Source organism: Acidovorax sp. Root217 (assembly GCF_001428645.1).
GTDB lineage: Bacteria > Pseudomonadota > Gammaproteobacteria > Burkholderiales > Burkholderiaceae_C > Acidovorax.
Genome location: NZ_LMIH01000012.1, coordinates 596,421 through 612,063 on the forward strand (window position 1 = coordinate 596,421; position 15,643 = coordinate 612,063).

The 15,643-nt window shown below is 67.2% G+C and carries 12 protein-coding genes; 3 read left to right on the forward strand and 9 right to left on the reverse strand.

The genetic code is table 11. The features are described from left to right. Positions 1–210 precede the first annotated feature (210 nt). Genes rsgA through ASE31_RS12880 form a run of 3 tightly spaced genes read right to left on the reverse strand, consistent with a single transcriptional unit; the run spans position 211 to position 2,825 of the window. On the reverse strand, positions 211–1,155 hold the full coding sequence (rsgA, locus tag ASE31_RS12870; protein WP_057202007.1) for a ribosome small subunit-dependent GTPase A: 945 nt from the start codon (positions 1,153–1,155) through the stop codon (positions 211–213). A 12-nt stretch (positions 1,156–1,167) separates the two neighbouring features. Continuing rightward, positions 1,168–1,518 carry a 4a-hydroxytetrahydrobiopterin dehydratase gene (locus tag ASE31_RS12875; protein ID WP_057202008.1) on the reverse strand — a complete coding sequence of 117 codons (351 nt, stop codon included), beginning with the start codon at positions 1,516–1,518 and terminating at the stop codon, positions 1,168–1,170. Further along, complete coding sequence (locus ASE31_RS12880; protein ID WP_057202009.1) at positions 1,515–2,825, reverse strand: M48 family metallopeptidase; 1,311 nt, start codon at positions 2,823–2,825, stop codon at positions 1,515–1,517. The genes ASE31_RS12875 and ASE31_RS12880 overlap by 4 nt, the downstream gene beginning before the upstream one ends. A gap of 38 nt (positions 2,826–2,863) precedes the next feature. Between ASE31_RS12880 and orn the strand changes: the two genes are divergently transcribed. From orn to ASE31_RS12895, 3 genes are all read left to right on the forward strand, one after another. Continuing rightward, on the forward strand, positions 2,864–3,451 hold the full coding sequence (gene orn / locus ASE31_RS12885) for an oligoribonuclease (RefSeq protein ID WP_057202010.1): 588 nt from the start codon (positions 2,864–2,866) through the stop codon (positions 3,449–3,451). A 324-nt stretch (positions 3,452–3,775) separates the two neighbouring features. Next, positions 3,776–5,701, forward strand: coding sequence for a DEAD/DEAH box helicase (locus ASE31_RS12890; protein ID WP_057202011.1), 1,926 nt, complete (start codon positions 3,776–3,778; stop codon positions 5,699–5,701). Positions 5,702–5,836: 135 nt separating this feature from the next. Then, on the forward strand, positions 5,837–7,306 hold the full coding sequence (locus ASE31_RS12895; protein WP_200961107.1) for a GGDEF domain-containing protein: 1,470 nt from the start codon (positions 5,837–5,839) through the stop codon (positions 7,304–7,306). A 24-nt stretch (positions 7,307–7,330) separates the two neighbouring features. On the opposite strand, the gene ASE31_RS12900 is transcribed toward ASE31_RS12895, so the two are convergent. From ASE31_RS12900 to bcsE, 6 genes are all read right to left on the reverse strand, one after another. Next, on the reverse strand, positions 7,331–8,563 hold the full coding sequence (locus ASE31_RS12900) for a multidrug effflux MFS transporter (protein ID WP_057202012.1): 1,233 nt from the start codon (positions 8,561–8,563) through the stop codon (positions 7,331–7,333). Positions 8,564–8,753: 190 nt separating this feature from the next. Then, on the reverse strand, positions 8,754–10,328 hold the full coding sequence (gene bcsG, locus ASE31_RS12905) for a cellulose biosynthesis protein BcsG (RefSeq protein ID WP_057202013.1): 1,575 nt from the start codon (positions 10,326–10,328) through the stop codon (positions 8,754–8,756). Next, entirely contained in the window at positions 10,325–12,835 is a 2,511-nt protein-coding gene (gene bcsA, locus ASE31_RS12910) for a UDP-forming cellulose synthase catalytic subunit (RefSeq protein WP_057202014.1), read from the reverse strand. Before bcsA ends, bcsG begins: the two co-directional genes overlap by 4 nt. Further along, positions 12,832–13,620 (reverse strand): cellulose biosynthesis protein BcsQ, encoded by a 789-nt coding sequence (gene bcsQ, locus ASE31_RS12915; RefSeq protein WP_057202015.1) that lies wholly within the window; start codon positions 13,618–13,620, stop codon positions 12,832–12,834. Before bcsQ ends, bcsA begins: the two co-directional genes overlap by 4 nt. 25 nt (positions 13,621–13,645) lie before the next feature. Then, on the reverse strand, positions 13,646–13,819 hold the full coding sequence (locus ASE31_RS31600; protein ID WP_157412458.1) for a hypothetical protein: 174 nt from the start codon (positions 13,817–13,819) through the stop codon (positions 13,646–13,648). After that, entirely contained in the window at positions 13,816–15,642 is a 1,827-nt protein-coding gene (gene bcsE, locus ASE31_RS12920; RefSeq protein ID WP_157412459.1) for a cellulose biosynthesis protein BcsE, read from the reverse strand. The genes ASE31_RS31600 and bcsE overlap by 4 nt, the downstream gene beginning before the upstream one ends. Position 15,643 lies beyond the last annotated feature (1 nt).

Here is a 15,643-nt window from a genome sequence, read left to right on the forward strand (position 1 = left end):
CGCCCGCAGGGGGAACGCAGTGAGTTCTGCGGCACCACCCCAGGACCGAGCATCGCCGGTTGCCCGCAGCGAAGCGAAGGGACGCAGACTGCGGGGCGCTGTTTCTTTGCCTACTTTCTTTTTGCGCAAAAAGAAAGTAGGTGCGCCGCCGGGCGCACATCCCGGCCTCCGCCGTTGGCACACAGCAGAAGCAACCAAGAAGCCGAAACTTCAATACCGCGTATGGCTCAACTCAGCAAACAGATCCCCATAGATCCGGTACCGGTTCTCGCTGATCCCATCATCCGCAGGCCCGCGCTTGACCGCATCGATCACCCCACAGCCCGGCTCGTGCAGATGCGTGCAGTTGTAGAACTTGCAATCCGTGGCATGCGCCGCGATGTCGGGCATGCAGGCCGCCAGCTGCATGGGTGCAATGTGGTGCAGGCCGAACTCCTGGAAGCCCGGCGAGTCGATCAGCGCCGTGGTGCGCTCCTTGTCCATCCAGTACCAGTGCGTGCTGGTGGTGGTGTGCTTGCCGGAGTTCAGGGCCTGCGAGATCTCATTCGTGAGTACCGTGGCGCCGGGCACCAGCAGGTTGATCAGGGTGCTCTTGCCCGAGCCTGACGGGCCCAGCACCAGCGTGATCTTGCCCTTGAGGTGCTCCATCAGCAGCGCCCGGTCCACATCGCTCGACAGGCGCAGCGACAGCGGCAGCACGCCGTAGTGCTTGCCTGCACCCATGTGGCGGTAGGGCAGCAGCCGCTCCCAAGCCCGTGCGAAGGGTTCGACCAGATCGCTCTTGTTGAGCGCGATGATGGGTTGGATGCGTGCCGCCTCGGCCGCGATCAGTGCGCGCGAGAGCTGGCTTTCGGAGAACACCGGTTCCGCTGCAATCAGGATCAGCACCTGGTCCAGATTGGCGGCAAACGACTTGGTGCGGATCTCGTCCTGGCGGTAGAACAGGTTGCGTCGCTCCTTGACCTTCTCGATGGTGCCTTCCTCGCCCTGGCCGGGTGGGGGTGCCTGCCAGAGCACATGGTCGCCGACCACGGCCTGGCTCTTCTTGCCGCGAGGATGGCAGATGCGGCGCTCCCCATCGGGGGTTTCGACCATGCAGTGGCGCCCGTGGCTGGCGACCACCGTGCCTTCCATGAGGGCGCTGCGCTCAGCCATGGTGTTGCGGCCTCATGAGGAAGTGACCAGTGCGTCGAAGCGCGTGGCGCATTCGAAGTCGGTACTGGAGATGCCCTTCACGTCGTGCGTGTTCAGGCGCACCACACAGCGGTTGTAGTGCACGGACAGGTCGGGGTGGTGGTCCTGTGCGTTGGCGATGAAGGCCACGGCATTCACGAACGAGATGGTCTCGTGGTAGTTGGCGAAGTGGTAGGTCTTCTCGATGGCCACGTTGGCGCCATCGCCGGTCAGGCTCCAGCCCTCCAGCTTGGCGAGCTGGGTGACCACTTCGGTCGCCGTCAGCGCGCGGCGCGTGATGGCCGACCAGTCTTTTTTCTTGAGCATCGAGGAGGGGGCTGTCATGGGGTCAGAGTCGGTGTGTGCATGCGTGCCAGCCGTTCGGTGGCTGGCGGGTGTGAATAGTAGAAACTCACGTAGAGCGGGTCGGGCGTCAGCGTGGAGGCGTTGTCCTCGTACAGCTTGAGCAGGGCCGAGGACAGATCCGCACCACTGGCCTGGGCGACGGCGTAGGCGTCGGCCTGGAATTCATGGCGGCGCGATTGCCGTGCGAAGAGCGGGGAGATGAAGAAGGTGAACACCGGCACGGCCAGCATGAACAGCAGCAGTGCCAGGGCATCGTTCGGGGCGGACGCCACACCCGCGTCGAGCGAGATGCTGGGCCGCACGCCCAGGCCCGTGTAGAACCACACCTGGTTGGAGAGCCAGCCCAGCAGCGCGAAGCCCGCCAGGCTCATGGCGAACAGGCCCACAATGCGCTGGATGATGTGGCGGTGCTTGAAGTGCCCCAGTTCATGGGCCAGCACGGCTTCCACCTCGCCGGGCGCGAGCTGGCGCAGCAGCGTGTCGTAGAACACCACCCGCTTGGCCGCGCCAAAGCCCGTGAAGTAGGCGTTGGCGTGCGCGCTGCGGCGGCTGCCGTCCATCACGAACAGGCCCTTGGCCGAGAAGCCGCAGCGTTGCATGAGCGCGGTGACGCGTGCCTTGAGCGACTCGTCTTCGAGTGGCTGGAATTTATTGAACAGCGGGGCGATGAAGGTCGGGTAGACCACCATCAGCAGCAGGTTGAAGCCCATCCAGAAGCCCCAGGCCCACAGCCACCACATCGGGCCGGCAGCGCCCATGAGCCACAGGATCAGCGCCGCGATGGGCAGCCCGATGATGGCGCCCACCAGCAGGCCCTTGAGCGCGTCGGCCAGCCACAGGCGCAGCGTCATCTTGTTGAAGCCAAAGCGCTCCTCCACCACGAAGGTCTGGTACAGCGAGAGCGGCAGGTCGATGAGCCCGCTGATGGCCGCAAACGCCGCCAGCAGGGCGAGCTGCTGCCACATGCCGCCGCCCAGCACGGCGAGCAGGGCCTGGTTCAGGGCATCCAGGCCGCCAAGCAAGGTCCAGCCCAGCAGCACGGCGGCACCGAGTGCCATTTCCAGCAGCCCCAAGCGTGCCTTGGTGATGGTGTAGTCGGCCGCCTTCTGGTGCGCAGTCAGGGGGATGCGTTCGGCAAACGCAGCCGGCACGCTGGCACGGTGGCCTGCCACGTGGCGGATCTGCCGGCTGGCCAGCCAGAACTTGAGCGCCAGGCCGATGACCAGGGCCGCGGCAAAGGCCAGCGTGAGCAGCATCGAGGGGGAGAAGTCTTCTGTGTTCGGCATGTACCGGGGAGTTTAGGGGATAGGAGACAATGCGCGCCATGTCAGAAGCCAACAACCCCACCCCCGTAAAGCTCGCCAAATCGGACCAGAACCTGGTCTGGCTCGATTGCGAAATGACCGGCCTGGAGCCCGACACCGACCGCCTGCTGGAGATCGCCGTGGTCGTGACCGGTCCCACCCTGGAGCCCCGCGTCGAAGGCCCGGTGTTTGCGATCCACCAGTCGGACGAATTACTCAATGGCATGGATGCCTGGAACAAGGGTACCCACGGCCGCAGCGGCCTGATCGACAAGGTCAAGGCGTCCACCGTGACCGAGGCCGAGGCCGAGCAGCAGATCATCGCCTTCCTCGCCCAGTACGTGCCCAAGGGCAAGGCGCCCATGTGCGGCAACAGCATCGGGCAGGACCGGCGCTTTCTGGTGCGCTACATGCCCAAGCTGGAACAATTTTTCCACTACCGCAACGTCGATGTGAGCACCCTCAAGGAACTGGCCAAGCGCTGGAAGCCCGAGGCCTACACCAGCTTCAAGAAGGCGCAAAAGCACACGGCCCTGGCCGACGTGCATGAATCCATCGACGAGCTCGCGCACTACCGCCAGCACCTGCTGTCGGTGGAGGTGAAGTAGATCTCCTAGGCGCTCGGGTTCCCTTCCCGGTCATGGGAGGGGCCGTGCGGCTTGCAAGTTTTCGAAGTTGAGGGGTATTGCGGGGAAACCCTTAATCGTGCCATAATCGCTGGCTGCGCAGGAATCCCTCGCAGATTGTGCATCTCCCCTCACACACCGGGCTTGCCAGCCGACTGTCCAAGACAGTGCAGGACTGGCGAATAACGCCCACCCGCCTTGACCTTCTGAGTCAGCGCAGGTTTCGTTTGATGGTTGATGTTTTTTAACCATTTAACGAAGCCAACCGTGGGCTCCGCCTGCGGCCGTCTTCGTGAGAGAAAAATCATGACCGACACCTCCTTGGTGCAGGGCGAATTCGCGCCTGCCGACGCTTCCTTTGCTGCCGACATTTCCGTGCAGTCCCTCCCCCTCGACGCCGTGGTGGAATCCGCCGCTGAAGCCGATGCCGCCGTGACCGCCGAACCCAATGGTTTCGTGGAACTGGGCCTGGCCCCTGAACTCGTGCAGGCCGTGGCCGACCTGGGCTACACCCAGCCCACCAGCGTGCAGCTCAAGGCCATTCCCCTGGCCATGGGCAGCGATGCCTCGAAGTTCATCGACCTGATGGTCTCCAGCCAGACCGGCTCGGGCAAGACCGCCGCCTTCCTGCTGCCCGTGCTGCACACGCTGATCAACCAGCAAGCCGCTGCCGAAGCCGAAGAACGCGCTGCCTTTGATCGTTCCGTGGCCGAAGCCGCCGAGCGTGGCGAACCTGCTCCCAAGCGCGCCAAGCGCAAGGACCCCACCAGCTCGCGCAACTTCAAGGCCGCCACTCCTGGCGCCCTGATCCTGTGCCCCACGCGTGAACTGGCGCAACAGGTGGCGCACGACGCCATCGACCTGGTCAAGCATTGCCGTGGCCTGCGCGTTGCCAACGTGGTGGGCGGCATGCCTTACCAACTGCAGATCGCCAAGCTGCAGAACGCCGACCTCGTGGTCGCCACCCCCGGACGCCTGCTGGACCTGCAGCGCTCGATGCAGATCAAGCTCGACAAGGTGCAATTCCTGGTCGTCGACGAAGCCGACCGCATGCTCGACCTGGGCTTCTCGGACGACCTGGCCGAACTGAACCAGCTGACCAGCCAGCGCAAGCAGACCATGATGTTCAGCGCCACGTTCGCGCCGCGCATCCAGCAACTGGCCATGCGCGTGATGCACGACGGCGGTTCGTCGGTGCAGAAGGTGACCATTGATTCTCCACAAGAGAAGCACGCCAACATCAAGCAGATGCTGTACTGGGCCGACAACGCCCAGCACAAGCGCAAGCTGCTGGACCACTGGCTGCGTGACACCACGATCAACCAGGCCATCGTTTTCGCCAGCACCCAGGTGGAGTGCGACGGCCTGGCCAACGACCTGCAACAAGAAGGCTTCTCGGCAGTGGCACTGCACGGTGCCCTGAGCCAGGGCCTGCGCAACCGCCGCCTGATGGCGCTGCGCGCCGGCCAGGTGCAGATCCTGGTGGCGACCGACGTGGCTGCTCGCGGCATCGACGTGCCCACGATCACCCACGTGTTCAACTTCGGCCTGCCCATGAAGGCAGAGGACTACACCCACCGCATCGGCCGTACCGGCCGTGCCGGCCGCGACGGCCTGGCTGTGACCTTCGCCGAGTTCCGCGATCGCCGCAAGATTTTCGACATCGAAAGCTACAGCCGCCAGCAGTTCAAATCGGAAGTGATCGCCGGCATGGAACCCACGCAGCGCTCGCCCCAGGCACCGCGCGGTGGCGACTTCGGCGGTGGCCGTGGTGCCCCAGGCCGTTCGTACGACAACCGTGAAAACCCATCGCGCGGCCGCTTCAATGGCCCCGCACGTGGTAATGACCGCGGTGGCAACGACCGTGGCGGTTTCGGTGGTGGCTTTGGCGGCGGCTTTGCCGGCCGTGGCAGCGACAACCGCGGCGCCCCCCAGGGTGGCGGCCGTGAAGGTGGCTACCAGGGTGGCAACGGTGGCGGCGGCTACGGCGCTCCCCGTGAAGACCGTGGCTTTGGTGGTGGCGCTCCCCGCCGCGATGCCGATGGCTATGGCCGCAAGCCAGGCTTTGGTGACGCGGGCCAGGGCCGCTTTGCCCCCCGTGCCGACGCCGGTGCGCCGCGTGGTGACTTTGCTCCCCGCAAGCCCGCATTCTCCAAGCCAGCCGGCGCTGGCGGCGCCAAGCCGTTCGTGGCCCACGACGCACGCAAGCGTCCTGCCCGTCCTGCACGCTGATCACACAGACACCCTGGTCTGAAGGTCATGAAGGGCTGGCACCGCAAGGTGCCAGCCCTTTTTTGCGTCGGCAGATTGCACAGGCCCGGTTTTCCCTGGCCATGTCGTCAATAATTGCCCACGGAGGAAATTGTCGTGGTGTCATCTCTATCCTCGGGGGCCGACTACGAGCACATGTTCGAGTTGACGCCCGTGTCGTTGTGGCTTGAGGACTTCAGCGAACTCAAGCAGCTGTTCGACGGCTGGCGCGCGCAAGGGGTGACCGATATCCGCGCGCACCTGTCCGAGGACCGGGCCCGCCTGCGCCAGTGCAGCGCATCGCTGCGCGTCCTGCAGGTCAACCGCCGCACACTCGAGCTGTTCTCTGCCAACAGCCTGGAGCACCTGGTCGCCAACCTGGACAAGGTCTTTCGCGACGACCGGCACGACACCGCCGCGCACGAGCTGGCGCAGCTGTGGGACGGGCAGCTGGAGTTCTCCAACCAGACCGTGAACTACGCGCTCGATGGCCGGCGCCTGGACGTGCAGGTGCGTGCGCGCATCTTGCCCGGCCACGAGCACGACTGGAGCCGCGTGCTCGTTTCGCTCGAAGACAACACCGTGCAGTTCAACGATGCGCGCCGCATCCAGCGCAGCGAGCAGTACGCGCGCGACCTGTTCGAGCATTCGCCCGTGTCGCTGTGGGTCGAGGACTTCAGCGCGGTCAAGAACCTGCTCGATGGCGTGCGTGCCCAGGGCATCGGCGATTTCAAGACCTTCCTCAAGGTGCACCCGGACTTCGTGGCCCGCTGCATGCAGGAGATCCGCGTCATCGACGTGAACCAGCAGACCTTGCGCATGTTCGGTGCCTCCAGCAAGGAGATGCTGCTCAACAGCATCGGCCGCGTGTTCCGGGGCGAGATGCACGAATCCTTTGGCGAACAACTGCAGGACCTGTGGGAGGGCAAGACCTTCCAGCAGCGCGAGGTGGTGAACTATTCGCTCTCGGGCGATGCGGTGAACATCCACATGCAGTTCTCGGTGCCCGACAGCCACCGGCACGACTGGGGCCTGGTGCTGCTGTCGCTGGTGGACATCACCGCCCGCAAGAAGGCCGAAGCCTACCTCGAGTACCTGGGCAAGCACGACGTGCTGACCCAGTTGCGCAACCGCGCCTTCTATGCCGAAGAGCTCAACCGGCTCACGCGCAAGGGGCCCTGGCCGCTGTCCGTCATCGCCATCGACCTCAACGGCCTCAAGGTCGTCAACGATGAGCAGGGCCATGCGGCCGGTGACTCCATGCTGCGCCGCGTGGGCGAGGTGCTGGCCAAGGCCGTGGATGCCCCGGCCTGCGCGGCACGCATCGGTGGCGACGAGTTCACCGTGCTGCTGCCGGGCACCGACGAGCGCGGCGCCCTGGCATTGCAGGAGCGCATCATCTCCATGCTGGACCTGAACAACCAGTTCTACCCCGGCCAGCACCTGAGCCTGGCCATGGGTATTGCCAGCTGCCAGTCGGGCGATGCAGTGGAGGCGACCATCAACCGTGCCGACCAGGCCATGTACGCGGAAAAGAACCGCTACTACCAGCAAAAGAACATCGACCGCCGGCAACCGGGGTCGTGATGCCGGAGCCGGTGCCGGGGCGGGTCAGAGATTGACGGGCATGCGGCCGATGTCGGGCCAGCGGTGGTGCAGGTAGATCCAGGCCAGCATGCCGATGCCCATCATCAGCAAGGATGACAGAGCCAGCAAAATGGTCGAATGCATCACCAGCGGGGCGATCACGCCCGCCACCAGTCCGTTGGCCGTGGAACCCACGAAGGCCTGCATCGACGAGGCCATGCCCCGCCGCTCGGGGTACAGGTCCAGCACCAGCAGGGTCACCACCGGCACCATGAGGGCCCAGCCAAAGGCAAACACCGCAATCGGCAGCAGTGCCCACCAGGCATGCACAGGGAACAGCAGGTTGGCCGCCAGGTTCAGCAGCGCCACCGTGAACATGATCAGAAAGCCGTGGCGGATCTGCCGCTTGGGCGGAATGCGCCCGGCCAGGCGCCCGCTGAGCCACGCTCCGCCCATGATGCCCGAGATGGTGAGGATGAAGAACCAGAAGAACTGCGTGGGCGCCAGCGACAGGTGATCGCCCAGGAAGGCGGGCGCCGACAGCACGTACAGGAACATGCCATTGAAGGGCACACCGCTGGCCAGCGCCAGCAGCACGAAGCGTGCGCTCGAACCCAGCTGCACGTAGCCCTGCATCAGGTGGCGCATGTTGAAGGGCTGGCGCTGCTCGATGTGCAGCGTCTCAGGCAGCAGCCGGTAGTTGGCCGTCCACAGCACCACGCCCACCAGGGTCAGGAACCAGAAGATGCTGTGCCAGCCGGTGTGCACGAACAGCCAGCCACCCACGATGGGCGCGATGGCCGGGGCCACGCCGAAGTAGATCGTGACCTGGCTCATCACCTTCTGGGCCTGGGCGGGCGGGAACATGTCGCGGATCACCGCCCGCGAGACCACGATGCCCGCGCCCGTGGACAGGCCTTGCAGCGCGCGGAACACCACCAATTGCCCGATGGTCTGCGACAGCGCGCAGCCCGCCGATGCCAGCGTGAACACCGCGATGCCCCAGAGGATCACCGGCCGGCGGCCGAAGCTGTCGGCCAGCGCGCCGTGGAACAGGCTCATGAAGGCAAAGCCGAACAGGTAGGCCGACAGCGTCTGCTGCATCTCCACCGGCGTGGCGCCCAGCGCCGCCGCGATACCCGAAAACGCCGGGATGTAGGTGTCGATGGAGAACGGCCCCAGCATGCCCAGCACCGCCAGCAGCACCGCCAGGGCCCAACGGGGTGCTTTCCAGAGCAGATGGGCTTGTGGGTTCATGCGGGAGGAGCCGGGAGTTCGTGAGGGGGGCGCCGCAGGCGGGCAGGAAAGAGGCCCCGACGCTTGGCGGGATCTCCGACCGATTATGCGGGAAGCGGCGGCCTGCGGCACTGTGCCAGCGCAATCCCTGCACCAGATTGGGGCTGCCCGGCCGGTACCCAGGCGCAAAGCGCCCCAGGTCCCCGATGCATCAGTAGGTATAAGGAATCCACTCCCCATTGCCCGACTTCATCATGTACTTGCCGGCGGCATTGCGCATCACGATCACGTCCGCGTTCTCCGAGACGAAAGGCGTCGCTTCGGGCGCCTGCAGCCGCTCGGACAGCGGGCGGGCCGTTGCCGCGTAGGGGTTGTCGGCCAGCATGTCGCCCAGCAGCGTGAACAGGCCCAGGTAGCTCATGGGCTGGTTCACCACCACCGGCGCGGCGGGCGGCGCGTCCGCAGCCTTCTTCATGCCGACCAGCTTCACGGCGGCCGGCACGAGGGTGATGCGCGGGCCCGGGATCTCGCGCATGCCCGAGATCTGGATCTTGTCGCCGCGCAGCGAGGCGCCGTGCTCGGGCACCAGCACCACCACCACCGGGCGGCCAGCGGTCTCCAGCTCCGTGATGAACTTGTCGAAGTCGGCCATCAGCTGCACCAGGCGCGGCTTGTAGGTATCGAGGCTGCTGCGCGAGCTCATGCCCGGCACGCGGTTGCCATCGTGCAGCGAGATGGTGTTGTAGTACATCGCCACCGGCGCGCCGCCGCTCTGGGCGCTGCGCTTCTTCCACCACTGCGACAACAGTGCGTAGTCGTTGTAGATCGGCGAGCCATCGAAATTCTGCATGTGCACCGGCGCATCCTGGTTGCGCTGCAGCTTGCCGGCCAGGCCCCCGCGCTGCTCCAGGGTGTGGGCGAACTCTTCGTAGAGGCCATCATGGTTCAGCAGGCCCGCCGTCTGGTAGCCCAGCTTTTCCAGGTTGGGGAACACGTAGCACTGCGGATCGATGCCCTCGTACAGCTTCTTGTGCGGCGTCTGCCCGCAGGAGCCGTGCAGCACCCGCAGCGAGGCCGGGCCGCTGTAGCTGGCCGCGCTGTTGAAGTTGGTGAACAGCACATCGAAGCGCTGCAGCAGCGGGTGGTTGCGCTGGCCCACGAACTCCATGTCGTCCCAGGACAGCGAGCACACGTGCAGCAGGATGATGTCGATGGGCGGCGTGCCGCCGGCGGCCGAGGTGAACTGCAGGCGTTTCTGGCCCTCGCTGGCGTAGAACTTCTGCAACAGGGCATCGGGGTCCGAGGCATCGGCCGGCTGCGTGCCATCGCCCTGGCTGGCCAGGGTGCCGCCGGCTTCATTTTCCTGGGCCTTGTGCTCCTGGATGGCCGCCACCAGCGGTACGCTGAGGATGCCGGCCAGGGCGAAGGTGGCAAAGCGCACGCGGCGCGCCAGCGCTGCGTACAGGAACAGTCCGGCAATGGCCAGCACCAGCGCCGCAGGATTCACCAGCCGTGTGGCCAGCTCCAGCCAGTAGTCTGCGCTGAAGCCGGCCAGCGCCTTGAGCTGCGAGAGCACGCGTGCCGGCGTGGGCAGGTAGGAGTCGTGGTAGAGCAGCGCCAGCGCCGCCGGCCAGGCCAGCACCGCGCGGGTGCGCCGCAGCAGCCGGTGGCCGATGGGTGGCAGCAGCGCCAGCCACAGCAGCAGGTTCAGCCACCAGTTGAAGCCGATGTAGCCGGTGAAGGTCAGGCCGACCTTGGCCAGGAAATACAGGTTCCAGTAGCTCATGCACGCAGCCTCTGTTGCCCGCGCTGGCCACCCAGCGGCCAGCGGGCCTTGGCGGCATCCACCAGCGATCCCCAGAATTTGCGGTAGCCCAGCACCCCCAGCTGCGCGATCTCCTGCAGGCCGTGCAGGGGGCGGTCGGTGTCATGGCTGTCGTTCCACTCGCGCCAGGTGTCGGGGCGCGCGAAGGTGCACTGCACCAGGTCAATCTGTTGTTCGCGGGTCATGGGGTCGAATTGCAGGCCCGTGGCGCTCTGGCCCCGGTGCAGCATGATGGTGGCAGGGAAAGTGCATTCGGTATCGCCGCGCCACAGGCCCACCTGGACCTGCTCGCCCACGGTGAGCTGCGTGCCTTGCGGCAGCTGCAGGCCCACGCCGGTCATCGAGAAATCGGTGCACACGGCCGTCAGCACGCTGCCGTCGTCCTGGTACAGGGTGGCCTGCAGCTGCGTGGACACGCGGTGCATGCGGCGCACCTGGCGTGCCTCGGAGGCCACGCCCAGCGCGGCGCCCAGCATCAGGATGCTGTAGGTGGTCCACAGCAGGTTCAGCAGCACCGTGGCCGTCTCCTCGGTGTTCCAGAAGAACAGGCGCATGAGCCCCATGCCGAAGGCGGCGAAGTTCAGCAGCACCAGCACCGTGTAGGGGCGCGAGATCACCCAGTCGAAATAGGGCTGGTCCACCAGCCCGCCCTTGGCCGTGACGTTGAACTTGCCCAGGCGCGGGTTGATCAGCGCCACCGTGGTGGGCAGGGCCACGTACCAGGCCAGCACCGTCTCGTAGACCTCGGCCCAGAAGGTGTGCCGGTGCTCGCCCTGCACGTGGGCGTTGGCGATGTTGGACTGCAGGATGTAGGGCAGCACGTACAGCGCGATCATGATGGCGCCAGCGTTGATGATGTGCCACTCGAAGAACAGGAAAGCCATGGGCGCGGTGAGGAACACCAGCCGCGGCAGCCCGAAGAAGAAGTGCACCATGGCATTGGCATAGCAGATGCGCTGCCACAGCGTGAGCCCCTTGCCCGTGAAGGGGTTGTCCACGCGGAAGATCTGCGCCATGCCGCGCGCCCAGCGGATGCGCTGGCCCACATGGGCCGACAGGCTCTCGGTGGCCAGGCCGGCGGCCTGCGTCTCGTTGATGTAGGCCGTGGTGTAGCCGCGCCGGTGCAGCTTGAGGGCCGTGTGCGCGTCCTCGGTCACCGTCTCCACGGCGATGCCGCCCACTTCCATCAGCGGGCCACGGCGGATCACGGCGCAGGAGCCGCAGAAGAACGTGGCGTTCCAGAAATCGTTGCCGTCCTGGATCAGGCCGTAGAACAGCGCGCCCTCGTTGGGCACGCGGCGGAAGGTACCCAGGTTGCGCTCGAACGGGTCGGGCGAGAAGAAATGGTGCGGCGTCTGCAGCATGGCGCACTTGGGGTCGCGCTGGAACCAGCCCACGGCGGTGGTCAGGAAGGAGCGCGTGGGGATGTGGTCGCAGTCAAAGATGGCGACCAGCTCGCCGTCCGTCTTGGCCAGCGCGTGGTTCAGGTTGCCGGCCTTGGCATGGTTGTTGTCGGGGCGCACGATGTAGCCCACGCCCATGGACTCGGCGAACTCGCGGAATTCCTCGCGCCGACCGTCGTCCAGGATGAAGACCTTGACCTTGTCCTTGGGCCAGTCCAGCGCCATGGAGGCCAGCACCGTGGTGCGCACCACGCTCAGTGGCTCGTTGTAGGTGGGGATGTACACGTCCACCGTGGGCCACGATGCCGGCATGCCCTGCAGTTCGGCCGGGCGGCGGTGCAGCGGCCAGGCGGTCTGGATGAAGCCCAGCACCACCACCAGCCAGGTGTAGGCCTCGGCGGCCAGCAGGCCATAGCCGAGGAAGGACTCGATGACCGAGTCGAACTCGATGGACGAGGTGATGCGCCACCAGGCATAGCGGCCCATGGCCAGCAGGCTGATGGCGGCAAGGGCCAGCGACGGGTAGCGCCCGGGCAGGCGGCGCAGCACCAGCGACAGGCTCCAGCACAGCAGCATGAACAGGGTCTGCCCGAACCAGTTGAAGGGCGTGGTCATCACGACCAGGCCGGCCACCATGCCCACGGCCAGCACGGCCCAGCGCAGTCCGGGGATTTCCAGGGCAGGGGACAGCACCTGGTCGGCCAGGCGCATGCCTTTTCCCACATTGACGTGGGCGGCCAGGCGGTCCATGGCGCGCAGGAACAGCCGGATCGGCCAGAACACGGCGGTCAGCAGCAGCGCCAGGCCCTTCCAGCCCCAGCGCAGCACGAAGCCGAGGCCGGCAAACAGCCAGTGCAGCGGCTGCAGCAGCCAGGGCAGCAGGGCGCGCTCCGGGGTGGCGGGCAGCACCACGCAGCGCCACAGCCACATCCACCAGGGGGCACCGGGCGCCACTTCGAGCTGGCGCGCCAGCCAGGCCCACGCCAGGCGCAGCCGTGCGCGCGCTTCCTGCGCTCGCGGGGTGTCAGCGGGCAGGGCCGCGCTGGTATCGGTTTGCGCAGTCATGGGCGGCTGGCTCCAGCCACCAGCATCGACGAGGGCGCCTGGCGCTGGCCGGTGAGCCAGTTGCACACGCCCTGCAGGTCATGGGCAGACTGGGCTTGGGGCGCGAAACTGTGGACGCACATCGCGCGTGCCAGCGCGCGCGGGATGTTCTCGTCTTCGTGCAGCGTGTAGGGAATCAGCTGTTCGCCCCATTGCTGGCGCAGCGTCTGCAGGGCCTCGCGGTGCGAAATGCGGCGCGGGTCGAAGCGCGTCACCAGCACGCCCTGGTCGGCCGGTGCCGCTGCGGCCTCGTGCAGCATGGCCTGCACCCCGGCGGGGTCGGCGCAGGCGCGGGCAGAGGCTTCCAGCGTCACCAGCACCACATCGGCACAGCGCAGCGCTGCCCGCGCCAGGGGCGATGGCCACGCGGGCGTGTCCAGCACCACCGTGCAATCGTCGGGCACGTCGAGCAGTTCCAGCTGGTCCAGCAGCCAGCGCGGTTGCGCCTGCAGTTGCCGGTGCAGGGCTTCGATGGCATCGGGCGGCGCCTTGCCGAAGGGCAGCACGCTGACGCCGTCCGTGTTGTCGAAGCCGCCATCGGCCCACCACTGGCCCGCCGCTGCCAGGGGCGCCCAGCCCAGGGCACTGGGCTCTTGCATGCCCAGGTGCCTGGCGAGCAGGTTCTGGGCACACAGTTCCACCGCCAGGCAGGGCTGGCCCTGGCGCGCCAGGAGCGTGGCCAGGTGGGCGGCCAGGGTGGTTCGCCCCGATCCACCGAGCGGCGATACGATGGCAATCACGCGCATGCAGGGTCTCTCTTCATTCGTTCGGTCATTCCGCGCGGGGCGGGGTCACTGCCCCGGGGGGCGGCAGCTCAGGGCGGTAGGGCTGCACGCAGCGCAGCGGCCGGCGCGCGTGCCGCAGGCGGCGCAGCACCAGCCAGCAGGGCCAGGCCAGCAGCGCGCCCAGCACGGTGTAGAGCAGCAGCTCCATCAGGATCTTCATGCCATGGACCTCGGTGAGGGGCGCGGCACGGCACGCCGCCCAATGGGCCGGTGCTGCACGCCAGGCCCGGCGGCCATGGGCAGCAGCGGGCGGGATTCGGTGCCGGGCGCATCGGGCGCCGGGATGGGCGCGGTCGGCAGCGCTGCAGAGACCGGTGCCACCGCCTGCGCCACCAGCGCTGGGGCCGGTAAAGCGCTGGGCCGGGGGCTGTCCGCCAGGGCGGCGCTGTAGTCGGGCAGGCCCTTGCGCAGCGATTCCTGCAAGGGCGTCACCATGGCGCGGATGCCGGTGTCCGAGCTGTCGGTGGCTTCGCTGGAGAACAGCTGGGTCAATGGCAGCGTGAACAGGCGGTTGAGGGCCAGCTCGACGTCGGGTTCGCGGCAGGCGAACAGAAAGACGTAGACGCTTTCGTGGTCGGCCGTGAACAGGTCACCGTCGCGCGAGGTGTGGCAGGCGCGCAGGGCGTCGAGGTGGGGGATCTGCGCCAGCACGTTCAGCCGCACCAGACTGTGCGACAGGCCGATGCCGTGCGTGCGGTCCAGCATGCCGCGCACCAGGGTGCAGAACTGCGCGGGCGGCTGGTAGCCGCGCTCGCGCGCGGGCATGAAGCTGCCGAGCGCCTCTTCGTAGTCGGGGTGCACCTTGCGCGTGTGGCTCTGGGCGTTGATGTCCTGCAGCAGCTGCAGCAGCCGGGAGAAGCCCACTTCCTTGTAGACCACGGCGCTCGCACCCAGTTGCAGCAGGGCCTGCTCGCTGTGCGTGCGCAGCTTGCCCAGGTTTTCACGCACCACGATCTTGAGCGTGAGCGGGCGTGACAGGCGCAGCTGGTGCACCAGGCGCGCGCGCGCCTCGAAGTCCGACGCCTGGCCGGCGTCGATCAGCACCGTGGCGGCCACGCTTGCGGCGGCGGCCACTTCCATGTCGGCCAGGCTGTCGACGATGCGCCAGTGGCCGGGCACGCCGCGCTGGCCATCGACCGAGGCGCGTGTGGCGATCACCTCCGACTGGTCCACGGCCTCGACCAGCTCGCGCACGGCGCCGCGGGTGCGCGTGCCATCGGCGGCCAGGCGGCCCGATGCGCCGTCGTGCAGCAGGCCGAAGGCGGTCTGGAAGAGTGCGCCGGCATCGGTATTCCAGCGCTCCAGGCCCAGGCTCCAGCGGTCGGCCTCGGTGTGCAGCGTGGCGATGTGCATGGACATCTGGCACAGGTTGCGCAGCGCAGGCAGCAGCACCTCGGGTTCCAGCGGGGGAAAGAAGCCCAGCACCACGGGGCGCAGCCGCTCGCGGCACAGCGCACTGAGCTGGCGGCTCACGCGCGCCAGCTCGGTCACGCTCAGGCCCGTCAGCAGGCCCTGCGCATCGCAGATGTACAGGGCGTGTTCGTCCTTGAGTCCCGTGCGCCTGAGCTCTTCCAGCAAGGGTGGCAGGCCGTGGCGCCGCACCTCGGCCTGCAGGCCGGGCGAGAGCACCCACAGCATGAGCCGGCCCGTGCGGTAGGCTTCGCGCACAGGAGGGCGCAGCAGCAGTTCATCCGCCCATGCGGTGCCCGATGCCACCAGGGCCACCGGGCCTGCAGCGACGGCATCCTCGATGAGGGCCGGGAACCACAGCGCGGCGCTGCTGTCGTCGGCCGCCACCAGCGACACCGGCACATGTGGCGGCAACTGCCCCACGCCGTCGGGCAGGCCTTCAATGCCGATGCGCGTGGGTGCGGCGCCGCCGACCATGTCCTGGCGCGATGGGGGCCGCACAAGCCGGGCAAGGGAGCGCAGCCAACCTGCAGGCGGGGCAGCTTTTCGCTGGGAGGAAGAGGCGGAGGACATC